The following is a 13646-nucleotide window of genomic DNA, read 5'->3' on the forward strand; positions in this document are numbered from 1 at the left end:
CGCCGAAGGTCTGCGCTTTACGGCATGCGTGGCGACAGCTTAACCACCTTCGCGGACTTGGCGTAAATGTCGTTGTCCGGTTCGTTGGGCACCAGCTTGCGGTCGTTGTCCCACATGGTATCGATGATCGTCCCGGCCACGGGTTTTGAGAACAAATAGCCCTGGATAATGTTGCAGCCGGCTTGGCGAAGCAGGTTTTTCTGAGCGCGCGTTTCGACGCCTTCGGCGACGATGTTCAGATTCAACGCCTTGGCCAGCTTGACGATGGCGCGGATAACCGCTTCGGCTTCCGGGTCGACGCCGAGGTTCGACACGAAGGAGCGGTCGATCTTGATCTTATCCACCGGGTAGCGGCTGAGATAGCCGAGCGAGGAATAGCCGGTGCCGAAATCGTCGAGCGCGATCGAGAAGCCCATGTGGCGTAGGTCGTGCAGGATCATCTGGGTGGCGCTGTCGTCATTGAGCAGCACACCTTCGGTGATTTCGATCTCGATCTGGCCCGCCGTGGTGTGGGTTTCGATCAACATCTCCTTCATCTGGGTGACAAAGGCGGCGCACCGAATCTGGGAGGCGGAGACATTGACCGCGACCTTCAGACCGGGCCAGCGATGGGCGTCCATCATGGCGCGGCGCATGACCAAGGTGCCCAGCTCCTGCATCAGGCCGCATTCTTCGGCCAATGGAATGAAATAGGCGGGCGAGACAGGACCGCGGGTTGGATGGGTCCAGCGGCAGAGGGCTTCGACCCCGACGATGACGCCATAATGGTCAACCTGAGGCTGGTAGACGACATCGATATCGCCATTGTGGACAGCTTCGCGCAGGCCGGTTTCAAGGGTTTTACGCAGCTTGATGGTGGCGTCCATCTCGATTTCGAAGAAGGCATATTGGCCGCGGCCCATGTCCTTGGCGCGGTACAGCGCCAGATCGGCCTGGCGTAGCGCTTCGGCGGGGTCGATATCGCCATCTTGCAGAATGGCGACACCGATCGAACACGAGGAAAACACCTGGCCCGATTCCAGATTGACCGTGCCGGTCAGGCCTTCCAGGACGCGCTTGGCGAGCGAGCCGGCGCTATTGCCGTCGGTGTCGGTCTGGATGATGACGAATTCGTCCCCGCCAAGCCGCGCCAGCGTATCGCTGGAACGGATCATGGCGGCGATCTTTCCGGCATTGTGGCGGATCAGCTCATCGCCGGCCAGGTGGCCGAGCGTATCATTGACGTCTTTAAAGCGGTCGAGGCCGATGCACATGACGGCCACCTGTCCGCCTTGCCGTTTGAGGCGCTCGGTCGCCTGATTCAGGCGGTCGGCGAATAGGGTGCGATTGGGCAGGCCGGTCAGGCTGTCATGCAGGGCCATGTGCTTGGCCTTGGCCTCCGACGCAATCAGGCCCTTGGCGGCGCGCTGGCTCTGGTGCAGCAGGACGATGGCGATCAGGCCCAGGCCCAGGGAAATCATCAGGACGGGACCGAGCGTGCGAATGAAAAGCGTATGGCCGGGCGTGTCGGGCATCCAGGTCAGTTCGGCGGCGACCTTGCCGGTCACTTCGTCGCGGAAGGCGACGGACGCCGAACCGTCGGCGCGATCCTGGCCGGGCTGCAGCAGGGTGATATTGGACACCATGTAGCGTTGCGACAGGGCGATCAGTTCGTCGCCGCTCAAACGATGCGTACCGATGGCGACATAAGGGGTATAGGCGTTGAGCGGCGAATTCTTCTTGTCCGACAGGAGCAGAGATGCACCGACAATATAGATCTTGCCGTCGACCGCGATCAGGCGGCCTTCGTGATTGGTTGCGGCATTGTAGAACTGTCCCTTGGCCCGCAAGGCATTTTGCCTGTCGCGCAGGTCATTGACCAAACCCTGGGTTTGCCGCTGTAGCGCCGCAAAGAGGGCGGGGTCTACCGTGTTGCCGTCCTTATAGGCGAAAACGATCTTGCCATTGCCGTCCAGCAGCATATTCGCTTCGAAATTGACGAAGTTCTGGAAGTATTCGCCTATATTGCCCTTGACCCATTCTTCGTTATACTTGACAGCGGTGCTTTCGACCGCCTTGTCCCAGATGGTGATTGGCGTCATGAGCATGGAATGATCGTCCGCCATCTGGTTCAGCCCCAGACGGACAAGGCGTTCTTCGCGGGTGCGCGACATACTGTCGGCTTGCTCCGCCCATACCCACAAACTGCCCACCAAAGCACACACAGCCACGATGACAATCAAGGCCATTGGCGCAAGCAGTTTTAATTCACTTGAAGGTCTTTTCACCAGGTCCTCATTCTGAGGTTACGGATAATTCAATCTGAAGGTTACTGTAGATATCTTAAATTATGACAAACAAAGGCCTTTTTTATTTAAACGATTGTTAAGATATTTATGACGCGAAAAGCACCCAAAGGTGTCGCAGACCCTTGACGGCAAAGGGGTTGCAGGTCAGGTAAGGTTCGACCAATTCTTAACCGGATAACGCCGTCATGAAACTCTTTATCAGCCTGACCTCTGTTTTTGCGCGCAAGACGCGCATCGTCGTCCGTGAAAAGGGTCTGACCGACCGGGTGGAAGAAATCGTCCGTATTCCGGTGGAAGCGGCGCCGGACCTACTCGCCGTTAATCCTTTGTCGCAGATTCCGGCTCTGATCGACGACGACGGCGTGGCCTGGACCGACAGTGGGCTGATAGCTGCCTGGCTGGACACGCAAGGGGAGGGACCGCGCCTGTTGCCCGAACCTGGCCCGGCCTATTGGCAAACGCGCCGTCTCGAAACCGCGGCCGCTGGCCTGAACGAAATGATGGCGAAGATCGTTTACGAAAACCGTCGTCCCGAAGGCGAGCGGTCTGCCTACTGGCTGACCCGCTGGCAGGAGAATCTGATGCGCGGCTTCGCTGCGGCCGATGCGATCTGTCCGTCACCTGACGTTTTCGACATGGGGACCCTGACCCTGGCGATCGCGGGCACCTTCTGCGATTTTCGCCTCGGTGATCTCGACTGGCGCGCTGCGGCGCCGAAAGCAGCCGCTCTGCACGAAGTTTTGGAACAGCGGCAAAGCTTTATTGATACCTATCCAAAATGAGTTTAGGCAGAGGCCTGAATTTTTACCCAGAGTTCCTGAATTTTACCGAGAGTCATTGCCTTGATACACCTTCCCGACGCCAAGCTGGCCCAGGTCATGGACCGCTTCCAGATGATCGAAGCGCGCATGGAATCGGCGACGGACGGCGGCGAAATCGTCAAGCTGTCCAAGGAACATGCCGAACTGAAGCCAGTCTATGAGGCGGTAACCCGGCTCCAGAAGGCGCGTCAGTCCGTGCCGGAACTGGAAGAGATGGCCGCGCTCAACGACCCCGACCTGTCGCCCCTTGCCGCGGAAGAACTCGATACCCTGAAGACGACGCTCCCGGAACTGGAGCATGGTGTGGCGCTTTTGCTGGCGCCCCAGGACAAGGACGTCAACGCCTCGGCCATCCTGGAAGTGCGCGCCGGCACCGGCGGCGACGAAGCGGCCCTGTTCGCCGGCGATCTGTTCCGCATGTATAGCCGCTACGCCGCCGGCCAAGGCTGGAAGGTCGAAATCGACTCGGTCAGCGAAGGCGAAATGGGCGGTTATAAGGAAATCATCGCGTCGGTGACTGGCGATGGCGTCTTCGGCAAGTTGAAGTTCGAATCCGGCGTTCACCGCGTCCAGCGCGTGCCGGCCACCGAAGCGGGCGGCCGCATCCATACGTCGGCCGCCACGGTGGCGGTCCTGCCGGAAGCCGAGGATGTCGAGATCGAGATCCTGGATAAGGATATCCGCATCGATACCTACCGCGCCTCGGGTTCCGGCGGCCAGCACGTCAATAAGACGGACTCGGCGGTGCGCATCACCCACTTGCCGACCGGGATGGTGGCGACGTCTTCGGAAAAGTCGCAGCACATGAACCGCCAGATCGCCATGCGCAACCTGAAAGCCCGGCTGTACGACATGCAACGCACAGCGCTCGATACCGCTCGCTCCGATGCGCGCAAGAGCCAGGTGGGCTCCGGCGATCGCTCTGAACGCATCCGCACCTATAACTATCCGCAAGGGCGCGTGTCCGATCACCGCATCAATCTGACCCTGTATAACCTGCCGCAATTCATGGAAGGCGATATGGATCAGATGATCAATGCCCTGATTGCCGAAGACCAGGCCGAACGCCTGGCCATGCTTGCTGAAGAACTGGGTTAGGATTAGGTTTATCCCGTCGGCGAAAGAGGGGGCGTGCCAAGGCACCGCAGCAGAGGGAGACGCGCAAGATGAACAGGCAAGCCGTTTACAAGGCCGTCGCCCTGCTGCTTATGGCACTGGCCTTCTTTTTGGCCGTGCAGGGCGAAGGCCGTTTTTCGCTGGCGATGCTGGGTCTGGTCCTGGCGGTGAATGGCCGAATGCTGCCCGGGCGGTGGACATGGGCCTTGTCTGGCCTCTGTATACTTTTGATCGGCGCCACGGCTATTCGGTATTTTATGACCCATCCGGTCGACTGGCACGATGTCTTCATTACCCATTGGGACGTGACCTTGCTGGTTCTCTATCTGCCGCTTATGGGATTGGCCGGGTTTGGCTACTGGCAATGGCGGTCACGCAAAAACAAGGGAAACCTCTGATGCCGAAACCCATCATGCGCAAGGTGCTGATCCTGTGGGCCATGCTGCTGATCGCGCAATTCCTCCTGGCCGCCTATCAGATTTACAAGAATATGACTTTCGGCATGCCGGTGGGGCAGGCCCTGACCCAGATATCGCCGATCACGGCGGGGCTCAGCCTCTTACTTTTTCTGGTCAGCTACGCCCAGTATAGGAATAAACCGTGACACAGAGTGGTGTCATATCCGCCTTGTGGCGGCATCCGGTCAAGGGCTTCACGCCTGAACCGGTGAACGAAGCCCTGTTGTGCCCCGACGGCTTCTTTCCGTTCGACCGCCTCTATGCTCTGGAAGTCGGCCGTTCCGGCTTCGACCCGGTGGCGCCTAAGACCATTTCCAAGATGAAGTTTGCTGTCTTGGCTCGGTTTGCGGCCGTGGCCAGATTACGGACACGGTATGACGAATTCGCCGACGTGCTCGATATCGTCGATGAAGACGGCAAGACATGGCGCTTCGATATGGCCAGCGATGCCGGCCGGCACAGTCTGGCCCGCCATGTCGAGACGGTTCTGGCCCGGCACGAGGATTACGATCCGGCAGCCTTTCCGCTCACCCTGCTGAGCGCGCCCGATCCGGAGGTGGTGCGTAGCCATTTCCGTTTCACCGATTCCGGCAAGGGGTTCGTCTCCTTCCTCAATCTCAATTCCCTGCGCGACCTGGGCCAGCGTATCGGGCGCGACCTTGATCCGCTGCGCCTGCGCGCCAATATCTGGGTCGAAGATCAAAGCGCCTTCGAAGACCATGACTGGGCCGGCAAACATATCCGGCTGGGCGCGGAAGGGCCGGAATTCGAAGTGCTGAAACCGATCGTCCGCTGCGTCGCCACGCACGTAAACCCGGATACCGCCGAACGTGATGTCGATCTGTGCGCTGCCCTGTGGGAGCAGTACGGTCATCGCGATTGCGGCATCTATGCCCGCGTCATCAAGGGCGGAACGGCCCGGCCGGGCGACGCCCTGCATGTCTACTGATCTGTATTGATCTGGGGCGGCAAGCCTCCTATAGCCATGCGCGATAGTCTGGAAAACCCCAATAGGAGACGCCTATGCCCACACTCGTCCTGCTTCGCCACGGTCAAAGCCAGTGGAACCTCGAAAACCGTTTTACCGGCTGGGTCGATGTCAACCTGACCAGCGAGGGCGAGGCGCAGGCAACGCGCGGGGGCGAGTTGATCAAGGCCGAAGGCATCAATATCGACGAAGCCTTCACCTCGGTCCTGACCCGCGCCATCCGCACCTGCAATCTGGCGCTGGAAGCGGCCGGACAGTCCTATGTACCGGTCGTCAAGGATTGGCGTCTGAATGAGCGCCACTATGGCGGTCTGACGGGCCTGGACAAGGCCGAAACCGCCGCCAAGCACGGCGAAGAGCAGGTCAAAATCTGGCGCCGGTCCTATGACGTGCCGCCGCCGCCGCTGGAAGCCGGCAGCGCGTATGATTTCAAGGCCGACCGTCGCTACGCCGGCGCGACCCTGCCTGACACCGAAAGCCTGGCGACGACGCTCGATCGCGTCCTGCCGATGTGGGAAGGCGAGATCGCGCCGCAGCTCAAGGCGGGCAAGACCATCCTGGTCGCCGCCCACGGCAACTCCATCCGCGCCATCGTCAAGCTTCTGTTCAACCTCAGCAATGAGGCGATTTTGGATGTTGAACTGCCGACCGGCAACCCGCTGGTGCTCAAGCTGGATGACAATCTGAAGCCGCTGTCGGCGAAGTATCTCGACACCGCGCGCGCCAATCCGCTGCCGGTGATTTAGAGCATAAGCAAGCGGCCCCTCACCCCGGCCCTCTCCCCGCAAGCAGGGAGAGGGGGCTATAACATCAAATCCCCCTCGCCCCGTAAAACGGGGAGAGGGCCGGGGTGAGGGGCCCAACCGTGCGCACCAGGAAATCCAAGTTAACCGGATTAGCTCAATCCTTACGCCGCGCGGGTAATCTCGCCGAAGACAGGCTGTGGCAAGCCCTGCGCAATCGCAATCTGAACGGCTTCAAGTTCAGCCGCCAAGTGCCCATAGGCGCATACATTGCCGATTTTGCCTGCCGCGACCGAAGGCTCGTCATCGAACTGGACGGCAGCCAGCATATCGACGATCCGAAAGACCGTATCCGTAATGACTATATGACCGCCAATGGCTGGTCGGTGGCGCGGTTTCCCAGCGGGCACGTGCTTACGACTCCGGCATCCCTTATCGAAACCCTCCTCGCCATTTGCGAAGGCCGCATCGTTGAGACTATAGTCGATCATGATTTTCAGTTTTATCCGGCAAAACGTGTGACTTCACTCTCTAAAGATGCGTCTTTCCCCCCAGCTGGAGAGAGGGATATGGACGCCGACTATATGCGCCGCGCGATTGCCCTGGCGCGGCCGGGGAAGACCTGGCCCAATCCATCGGTCGGCTGTGTCCTGGTCAAGGACGGCATCATCATCGCCGAAGGCACGACCGGCGACGGCGGCCGTCCTCATGCCGAAGAGTCCGCGCTTGACCGGGCGGGCGAGGCAGCGTGGGGCGCCACGGCCTATGTCACCCTGGAACCATGCGGCCAAAGATCGAATGGCGGCTGTTCTTGCTCTCAGCGCCTGGTGGAGGCTGGCGTGGCGCGCGTGATCTATGCCTGCGAAGACCCGTCGCCCTACGCCTCGCACATCGGACCGAAACGTCTCCAGGCGGCGGGCATACCTCTGGAAAGCGGTCTGTTGGCGCACGACGCCGCCTTCCTGATCGCGCCCACGGCCCATTATCATGCGACCGGTCTGCCTCTGGTGGAAGAAAGCGAGACAGGCATTGGTTTCGATGCGGAATTCCGGCCCGATACAGAGGACCTGAGGGCGGAATTACAAGCCGCAGCTGCCGCCGGTTACCGTCATCTCTGTGTCCGGCCCGCGTCCGCGCTTGCCGCGGCCTTGCGCGCATTAAGCTTAATGGCCTGATAACCCAAATTTTAAGATTTACGTGGCAAACTTCTGTTCCAACAGTGAGGGAAAGCCACGTCCCATGACCGCAACGGCCGGTGACGACCGGTACACAAAGATGACCCAGGCGCAGGTGGATGCCATTTGCGCCCGGCACGAACGTCTCCGGGCTATGAAGCCGGGCGGCGCGCGGGCGGTCTTTGCCTGGTGCGATCTGTCCGGCCTGTCCCTGGCTAACCGTGTCCTGACCGATTCCGATTTTACGGCCTGCATTCTCACGGGGTGTGATTTAAGCCGGGCGGTCCTGGATACCTGCAATCTCTATTGTGCCGACCTGCAAGTCGCCAACCTGACGGGGGCGTCGATGCGGCGGGCCGACCTGCGCGGCGCCTGTCTGCGTGGCGCCAATCTGTCGGATTGCGACCTGTACGAAGCCGATCTGCGCGAAGGTGCCCTCGCCTTGCCCGATAAGCAGGCCGGCCTGTCCTATGTTGAAATTGCCATGCGCAGTTCCGAAGCCTCCTATGCCAATCTGCGCGGCGCCAATCTGGAACGGTCGAAGCTGTCGGGCATTCAGGCCATGAAGGCCGATTTCACCGATGCGACGATGAAATCGTGCAAGCTGGTGCGCGCCAATCTCAGACAATGCATCATGGATAATGTCGATCTGGCCGGCGCGGACCTGTCGGGCGCCGATCTGTCGGGTGCTTCACTCAAGGATGCCGTCCTGATCGGCGCGAAGACGGACATGTGGCGGACGGCTCAGGCCGACATGACCGGCATGTTGACCGACAAGGTGGTTGGCATGGATGTCAAGGCCTTGCCCTATGGCGACATGTTGCGCGATCATGCCCTATGGGTCGACACCCTGGGCAAGGATGGCAAGCCGTCCAAATTCGATAATGCCGACCTGCGTGGGCTGGTCAGCATCAAGGGGCTGAACCTGGCGGCCCTGTCGGCCAAGGGCGCGATTTTTTACGGTCTCGATATGCGCGGCGTTCAGCTTCAGGGCGCGCATCTGGAAGAGGCCGATTTGCGCAACTGTAATCTCAAGGGAGCGGACCTGCGTGGCGTGCGGCTGGCGCGGGCGCGGCTCGACGGCGCCAATCTGGAAGGCGCCAACCTCGGCGCGCTGAAGATCGACGCCACCCGCTTTCTACCGGCGGATCTGCGCAATACGCGTATGCGGAATGTCAATTTCTCGGAAGCCCAGATGAAGCTGGTGCAACTGGACGGCGCCGATATTTCGCGCTCCAATCTGGAAGGGGCGGCGATGAATCTGGAGTCGCTGCAAAACGTGACCTGTGTCGGCCTGCGCGGCCGTTTGGCCAGTTAAGCCTTTCACTGCTGACAGATATTTTGCCGGCCATGGGGCAGGGTCTATTCCGTAAGGAGACAGACCATGACCCAGATACCCGCCGATAATCCCTGTGGCGCTACCCGTTTCTGGCTGGCCGTGGCCTGCGCCGAACATGTCCGGCGCGGCCGTGCGGAAGGGTTCATGCAGGTCAATCACGGCAAGCAGGGCCCATTGCGGCGCATGATGCCGGGGGATGGCATCGTCTACTATTCTCCATCGGAACAGATGGGGCGCAAGGACGGGTTTCAATCCTTTACCGCGATCGGTCGCATCCGGCCGGGCGAGGTTTATCGCGGCTATATGAGCACCGAGTTTCAGCCCTTCCGCCGTGATGTCGATTGGGCGAATGGGACGGAGCAGCCGGTGAAGGCGCTGAAAGAGTGTCTGGAACTGACGGCGGACCCGAACTGGGGCTACAGCTTGCGGTTCGGCGTGCGCGAAATTAGCCACCACGATTTTATGCTTATCAGCCAGGCTATGACCGGTCAGGCGGTGACGGTTCAACTATGAAAAAGCCCCCGGCGGCTGACCATCTACACCTGTAGGGACGCAGGTGGAGATCAGCGGTCCGGGGGCTTCTAGCGCTGTCCAGCCATACCGGCGGACGGCGCGACACACATGAGTTCGGGGAGAAACAAAGGGTAGTGGCGTGCCCCAAACCCTGAAAACAGGGGCCTAGAGCACTTTCCGAAAAGTGTGACGCACTTTTCGGATCAAAAGTGCGGCAAACTAAAGATCTAGAGCATTTGTCCGATTCAATAGTCTCGGGAAATGCCCTAGATCAGGGCACGCTTTCAGACGTTACTCGGCGGCGGTCAGGACCGGCGTCGTGTCGTTGACGGCCGTCTTGATGGCGATCGTCTTGGGCTTCTTGGCTTCCGGCACTTCAAGGGTAAGCGTGATGGAAAGCAGGCCATTGGCCAGCTCGGCATCGGTCACCTTGATATGGTCGGCGAGTTGGAAGCGGCGCTCGAACGAGCGTTCGGCCAGGCCGCGATGCAGGAAGGTACGGTTGCCGTCTTCGGCGTCCTTCTTGCCGGTGACGGTCAAGACGTTTTCCTTCACTTCGATATTGAGCTGGTCAGGCTTGAAGCCCGCGACAGCCACTTCGATGCGATAGGTGTCACCCTCTTCGGATTCGTTCTTCAAACGCTCGATATTATATGGGGGCCAGCCCGGCGCATTGTCGGTACGGGTGGCGGTGTCGAGCAGGTTGAACAGGCGGTCAAAACCGACGGCGGAACGATAGAGGGGGGAATAATCAACTGAAGTACGCATAAGGGCTCTCCTTGCATAAAGCGAGTGCCTTACGGACATCGTGCGCACAGCAGGCAGACACGGGCGTAGTCCGTAAAGGTTTGATTTGGTTAAACATCTACACCCCCTAATGGGCGGTGTTGTTAAACCAGAAGGCCCGTGATCGGCACCTTCGCCTTATGATTTGGTAGCGACTTTTTGCTGTTCAAGAGGCAGGTGCGAAAATTCTTCATCGATTTCGCGCGCCGTCAGCAGGGCGTGGTGGTGGTCTTCTTCGGCCAGCAGGCGGATGGCTTCCAGCGCGGCCTGGCACCCCATACCCGCGGCGGTGACGGCCTGGCGGTAGACATCGTCGGTGACGTCGCCGGCGGCGAAAACGCCCTTGATCGAGGTTTTCGGCGTACCCGGCTCGACGACCAGGTAACCGCCCTGCTTGGTTTCCAGTTGCCCTTCGAACAGTTGCGAGGCGGGCGCGTGGCCGATGGCGATGAAAACGCCGTCCAGATCGATGACGCGGTATTCGCCGGTATTGACGTCCTGAAGCCGCACGCCGACCACACCGGCGCCGCCAAATTCATTGGTCTCGCCCAGGATTTCGTCAACGGCGACATTCCATACCGGCTCGATCTTCGGATCGTTGAGCAGGCGTTCGACCAGGATCTTTTCGGCGCGCAATTGCTCGCGGCGGTGAATGAGATAGACCTTGGCGGCGAACTTGGTCAGGAAGAGCGCTTCTTCGACGGCCGTATTACCGCCGCCGACAACCGCGACGACCTTGTTGCGATAGAAGAATCCGTCGCAGGTGGCGCAAGCCGAGACGCCGAAGCCCTGATAGGTCTTTTCGGACTCGATCCCCAGCCACTTGGCCTGGGCACCGGTGGCGATAATGACGGTTTCGGCAAGGAATTGCGCGCCGCTTTCGGTTTCCAGCAGGAACGGACGGCGCGACAGGTCCGCCTTGGTGACGATTTCACCGATGATCTCGGTGCCCATATGGACGGCCTGGTCCTTCATCTGGTCCATCAGCCACGGACCTTGGACGACCTCGGCGAAGCCGGGATAGTTTTCGACATCGGTGGTGATGGTCAGTTGTCCGCCACCCTGGGGGCCGGTGAAGATGACCGGCGACAACAGGCCGCGCGCCGCGTAGATGGCGGCGGTCCAGCCGGCGGGGCCGGTACCGATGATGGCGCAGCGAAGGTTACGGGGCGTGGACATGACACTCACTCGGAATCGAAATCGTTAATGGCCTTCTAGATAGGAAGTGCCGCACGCCTTGTCATTAGGAATTGCATAAAGGCGGTCATTTTCTGAAACCTTGCAAATTGGCGGCATATCCATATCTCGAAAATTCGAACTGACAATTAAGGTCAGACTCATCCGCCGTCGTCGTTTTCTTGCGCGGTTTTTTTGAAAGAGGTGAGTGTCATGGAACAACAAGGTATCGGCTGGCTTTTGGCTATTATCGTAGGTGCGGTCGCCGGTTGGGCGGCTGAGCAGATCATGAAGTCCAATCAGGGGCTGTTGATGAACATCATCCTCGGCATTGTCGGTTCGATCGTAGCCAACGCCCTTTTCTCGATTATCGGCATCTCTTTCGGTGGCGTTATCGGTTATCTGGTCGCGGGCATTGTCGGCGCCTGTATCCTGATCGCCATCGGTCGCATGATGCGCGGTCGACGCGTTTAATACTGCCGCTTCGGCTAACCATATAATCCTGTTGATCCCAACTCTCAGGATTTAGAAATAGGCGACGAAGAGTGAGAGCTTCGTCGCCTATTTTTTATTATAGGCGTCGAGCAGGTGTCGCGCCGCGCGGGCGGTTTCATCAAGCGGCGGATAGGCCTCGCCTGCGAGCGCGCCGTTGAACGGATGCGTAATGCCCTTGGCGCGCAGGGTTTCATGAAAATCCTCGAACTTCTCACCCGAACCCAGGGTTCGCCGCTCCATGCTGAGAATCTGGATCGGTTTTCCTGTTGCGGCCGCCTCTGTCGCCATATTGACGGAGTCTTCCGTGATCAGGAAGCGGTCTGCGGCGTACAGAAAGGCGAAATAGGGGTTGTCACCTTGGCCATCAAATATGAGGCCGGGAAGATCGGCGAGGGCGTCGGTCAGTATCCGGCGCGCGGTATCGGGCGTCCGCCGCGACACGGTCAACAGCACAGAGCCACCGGCATGGGCAATGGCGCTGTGAATTTCCGCGCCGAGAACTGAGGCGCGCGCCTCATCGATGTCATAGGCCTTGGACCGCCCGCCGATCAGCACCGCGACTCGGGGATGGGGCAGGGCGTTCAAGCTGTCTTCCCATCGTGTGTAGGCGTCCGCCAGAGTTTGCGCCGTGATGCGGTTGGTCGATCCGATCAATGACAGGACGTTGCCGCCGCTGATATGGTCGTGTTCCGGCGCGATGACCAGGTCGAACGCCTTCGGATTATGCTTGGGGTTCTGAAGCTGGACAACGAAGGTCCGGCCACCGGATCGTGCCTTTACGCGCAGGCTGTGCGGCAAGGTGGCCCGCCCGGCCGCGATCCAGATGTCCGGATATGGCCCCGTCAACGGGTCGCTGTCGGGGCGCAGCATGGCGTCGGGAAAGAGTTTCAGCGCGGTGGGCAGGCGATCGAACAGCGGCGCGTAGTGGATGCGCTTGATAACGATCTGTGCCGGTGTGATGCGGCTAACGGCCTCGGCCAAACCCAGCGCCTGGTTTTCAATACCGGCGCGTCCGTCGGACACCACCCAGATCGTCAAGGGTTCTGGCATTCATTCCACCTGAAACAAAAATATCCGCGTCCGGTTGCCCCCAAATGCCTTGGCGGTCCTTCAGAAAGCAAAAGACTTGCGCAGGATAATCCCGCGCAAGTCTGTGTCCGATTCGACAAAATCAGAAAGGCATAGGCTGGCGACCGAAGTCGCCCCCCATAGTCTTAAAGCCACTCGACCTTGACGATTTCGTAGGCTTTGACGCCGCCAGGGGTTTGAACTTCGACGACGTCGCCGACTTCCTTGCCGATCATGGCGCGCGACAGAGGTGAGGTCAGCGAAATCTTGCCCGACTTCACGTCGGCTTCGTGTTCACCCACGACCTGATAGCGGCCTTCTTCTTCGGTGTCTTCGTCGATTACGGTGACTGTCGCGCCGAACTTGACGTGCGCTCCGGAAAGCTTGGACACGTCGATGACCTGCGCGCGGCTGATCCGGTCTTCGATGTCCGCAATCTGGCCTTCGATCCAGCCCTGGCGTTCCTTGGCGGCGTGATATTCGGCGTTTTCGGACAGGTCGCCGTGGGCGCGCGCTTCCGAAATGGCCGCAATCACACTGGGACGCTCTATAGACTTCAAACGTTTCAATTCTTCGTCGAGAACCTGATAGCCCGCGACGGTCATCGGCACTTTTTCCATGTGCGATTAAGTTCTTTTCCACCCTGAGGAATGACAAAAAGCCTGACGACGGTTGAGGGC

15 protein-coding genes are annotated in these 13646 nt (G+C 59.7%); 10 read left to right on the forward strand and 5 right to left on the reverse strand.

Going from position 1 to position 13646, the window contains the following annotated elements:
• Positions 1 to 17: 17 nt before the first annotated feature.
• Positions 18 to 2267: a bifunctional diguanylate cyclase/phosphodiesterase gene (locus RCJ00_RS16460; protein ID WP_316223305.1), complete on the reverse strand. Its 2250-nt coding sequence runs from the start codon at positions 2265 to 2267 to the stop codon at positions 18 to 20.
• 206 nt (positions 2268 to 2473) lie between these two features.
• Here RCJ00_RS16460 and RCJ00_RS16465 point away from each other — a divergent pair, with 206 nt between their 5' ends.
• The 9 genes from RCJ00_RS16465 to RCJ00_RS16505 all read left to right on the forward strand — a co-directional run bounded on the left by RCJ00_RS16465 (position 2474) and on the right by RCJ00_RS16505 (position 9441).
• A complete protein-coding gene (locus tag RCJ00_RS16465; RefSeq protein ID WP_316223307.1) occupies positions 2474 to 3070 on the forward strand; it encodes a glutathione S-transferase N-terminal domain-containing protein in 597 nt (198 codons plus the stop codon).
• Positions 3071 to 3133: 63 nt separating this feature from the next.
• Positions 3134 to 4207 carry a peptide chain release factor 1 gene (prfA, locus tag RCJ00_RS16470; protein ID WP_316223627.1) on the forward strand — a complete coding sequence of 358 codons (1074 nt, stop codon included), beginning with the start codon at positions 3134 to 3136 and terminating at the stop codon, positions 4205 to 4207.
• Between the two features lie 68 nt (positions 4208 to 4275).
• Entirely contained in the window at positions 4276 to 4623 is a 348-nt protein-coding gene (locus RCJ00_RS16475; RefSeq protein ID WP_316223308.1) for a hypothetical protein, read from the forward strand.
• Positions 4623 to 4829, forward strand: coding sequence for a hypothetical protein (locus RCJ00_RS16480; protein ID WP_316223309.1), 207 nt, complete (start codon positions 4623 to 4625; stop codon positions 4827 to 4829). Before RCJ00_RS16475 ends, RCJ00_RS16480 begins: the two co-directional genes overlap by 1 nt.
• Positions 4826 to 5632, forward strand: coding sequence for an MOSC domain-containing protein (locus RCJ00_RS16485; RefSeq protein ID WP_316223310.1), 807 nt, complete (start codon positions 4826 to 4828; stop codon positions 5630 to 5632). The genes RCJ00_RS16480 and RCJ00_RS16485 overlap by 4 nt, the downstream gene beginning before the upstream one ends.
• A gap of 74 nt (positions 5633 to 5706) precedes the next feature.
• Positions 5707 to 6417, forward strand: a complete 711-nt coding sequence (gene gpmA, locus RCJ00_RS16490; RefSeq protein WP_316223311.1) for a 2,3-diphosphoglycerate-dependent phosphoglycerate mutase — start codon at positions 5707 to 5709, stop codon at positions 6415 to 6417.
• A gap of 119 nt (positions 6418 to 6536) precedes the next feature.
• Positions 6537 to 7589, forward strand: a complete 1053-nt coding sequence (locus tag RCJ00_RS16495; protein ID WP_316223312.1) for a DUF559 domain-containing protein — start codon at positions 6537 to 6539, stop codon at positions 7587 to 7589.
• 64 nt (positions 7590 to 7653) lie between these two features.
• A complete protein-coding gene (locus tag RCJ00_RS16500; RefSeq protein ID WP_316223314.1) occupies positions 7654 to 8907 on the forward strand; it encodes a pentapeptide repeat-containing protein in 1254 nt (417 codons plus the stop codon).
• A 66-nt stretch (positions 8908 to 8973) separates the two neighbouring features.
• Entirely contained in the window at positions 8974 to 9441 is a 468-nt protein-coding gene (locus RCJ00_RS16505) for an EVE domain-containing protein (protein ID WP_316223315.1), read from the forward strand.
• A gap of 291 nt (positions 9442 to 9732) precedes the next feature.
• Here RCJ00_RS16505 and RCJ00_RS16510 read toward each other — a convergent pair whose 3' ends face one another.
• Complete coding sequence (locus RCJ00_RS16510) at positions 9733 to 10209, reverse strand: Hsp20 family protein (protein ID WP_316223316.1); 477 nt, start codon at positions 10207 to 10209, stop codon at positions 9733 to 9735.
• 156 nt (positions 10210 to 10365) lie between these two features.
• Positions 10366 to 11406, reverse strand: a complete 1041-nt coding sequence (gene trxB / locus RCJ00_RS16515) for a thioredoxin-disulfide reductase (protein WP_316223317.1) — start codon at positions 11404 to 11406, stop codon at positions 10366 to 10368.
• 210 nt (positions 11407 to 11616) lie between these two features.
• Between trxB and RCJ00_RS16520 the strand changes: the two genes are divergently transcribed.
• Positions 11617 to 11877 carry a GlsB/YeaQ/YmgE family stress response membrane protein gene (locus tag RCJ00_RS16520; RefSeq protein ID WP_316223318.1) on the forward strand — a complete coding sequence of 87 codons (261 nt, stop codon included), beginning with the start codon at positions 11617 to 11619 and terminating at the stop codon, positions 11875 to 11877.
• A gap of 87 nt (positions 11878 to 11964) precedes the next feature.
• Here RCJ00_RS16520 and RCJ00_RS16525 read toward each other — a convergent pair whose 3' ends face one another.
• Both RCJ00_RS16525 and greA read right to left on the reverse strand, forming a co-directional pair.
• Complete coding sequence (locus RCJ00_RS16525) at positions 11965 to 12948, reverse strand: mitochondrial fission ELM1 family protein (protein ID WP_316223319.1); 984 nt, start codon at positions 12946 to 12948, stop codon at positions 11965 to 11967.
• Between the two features lie 164 nt (positions 12949 to 13112).
• Entirely contained in the window at positions 13113 to 13586 is a 474-nt protein-coding gene (gene greA / locus RCJ00_RS16530) for a transcription elongation factor GreA (protein WP_023458481.1), read from the reverse strand.
• Between the last annotated feature and the right edge of the window lie 60 nt (positions 13587 to 13646).

Origin of the sequence: Asticcacaulis aquihabitans (assembly GCF_032490435.1) — a bacterium.
In the GTDB taxonomy this organism is placed as follows: domain Bacteria; phylum Pseudomonadota; class Alphaproteobacteria; order Caulobacterales; family Caulobacteraceae; genus Asticcacaulis.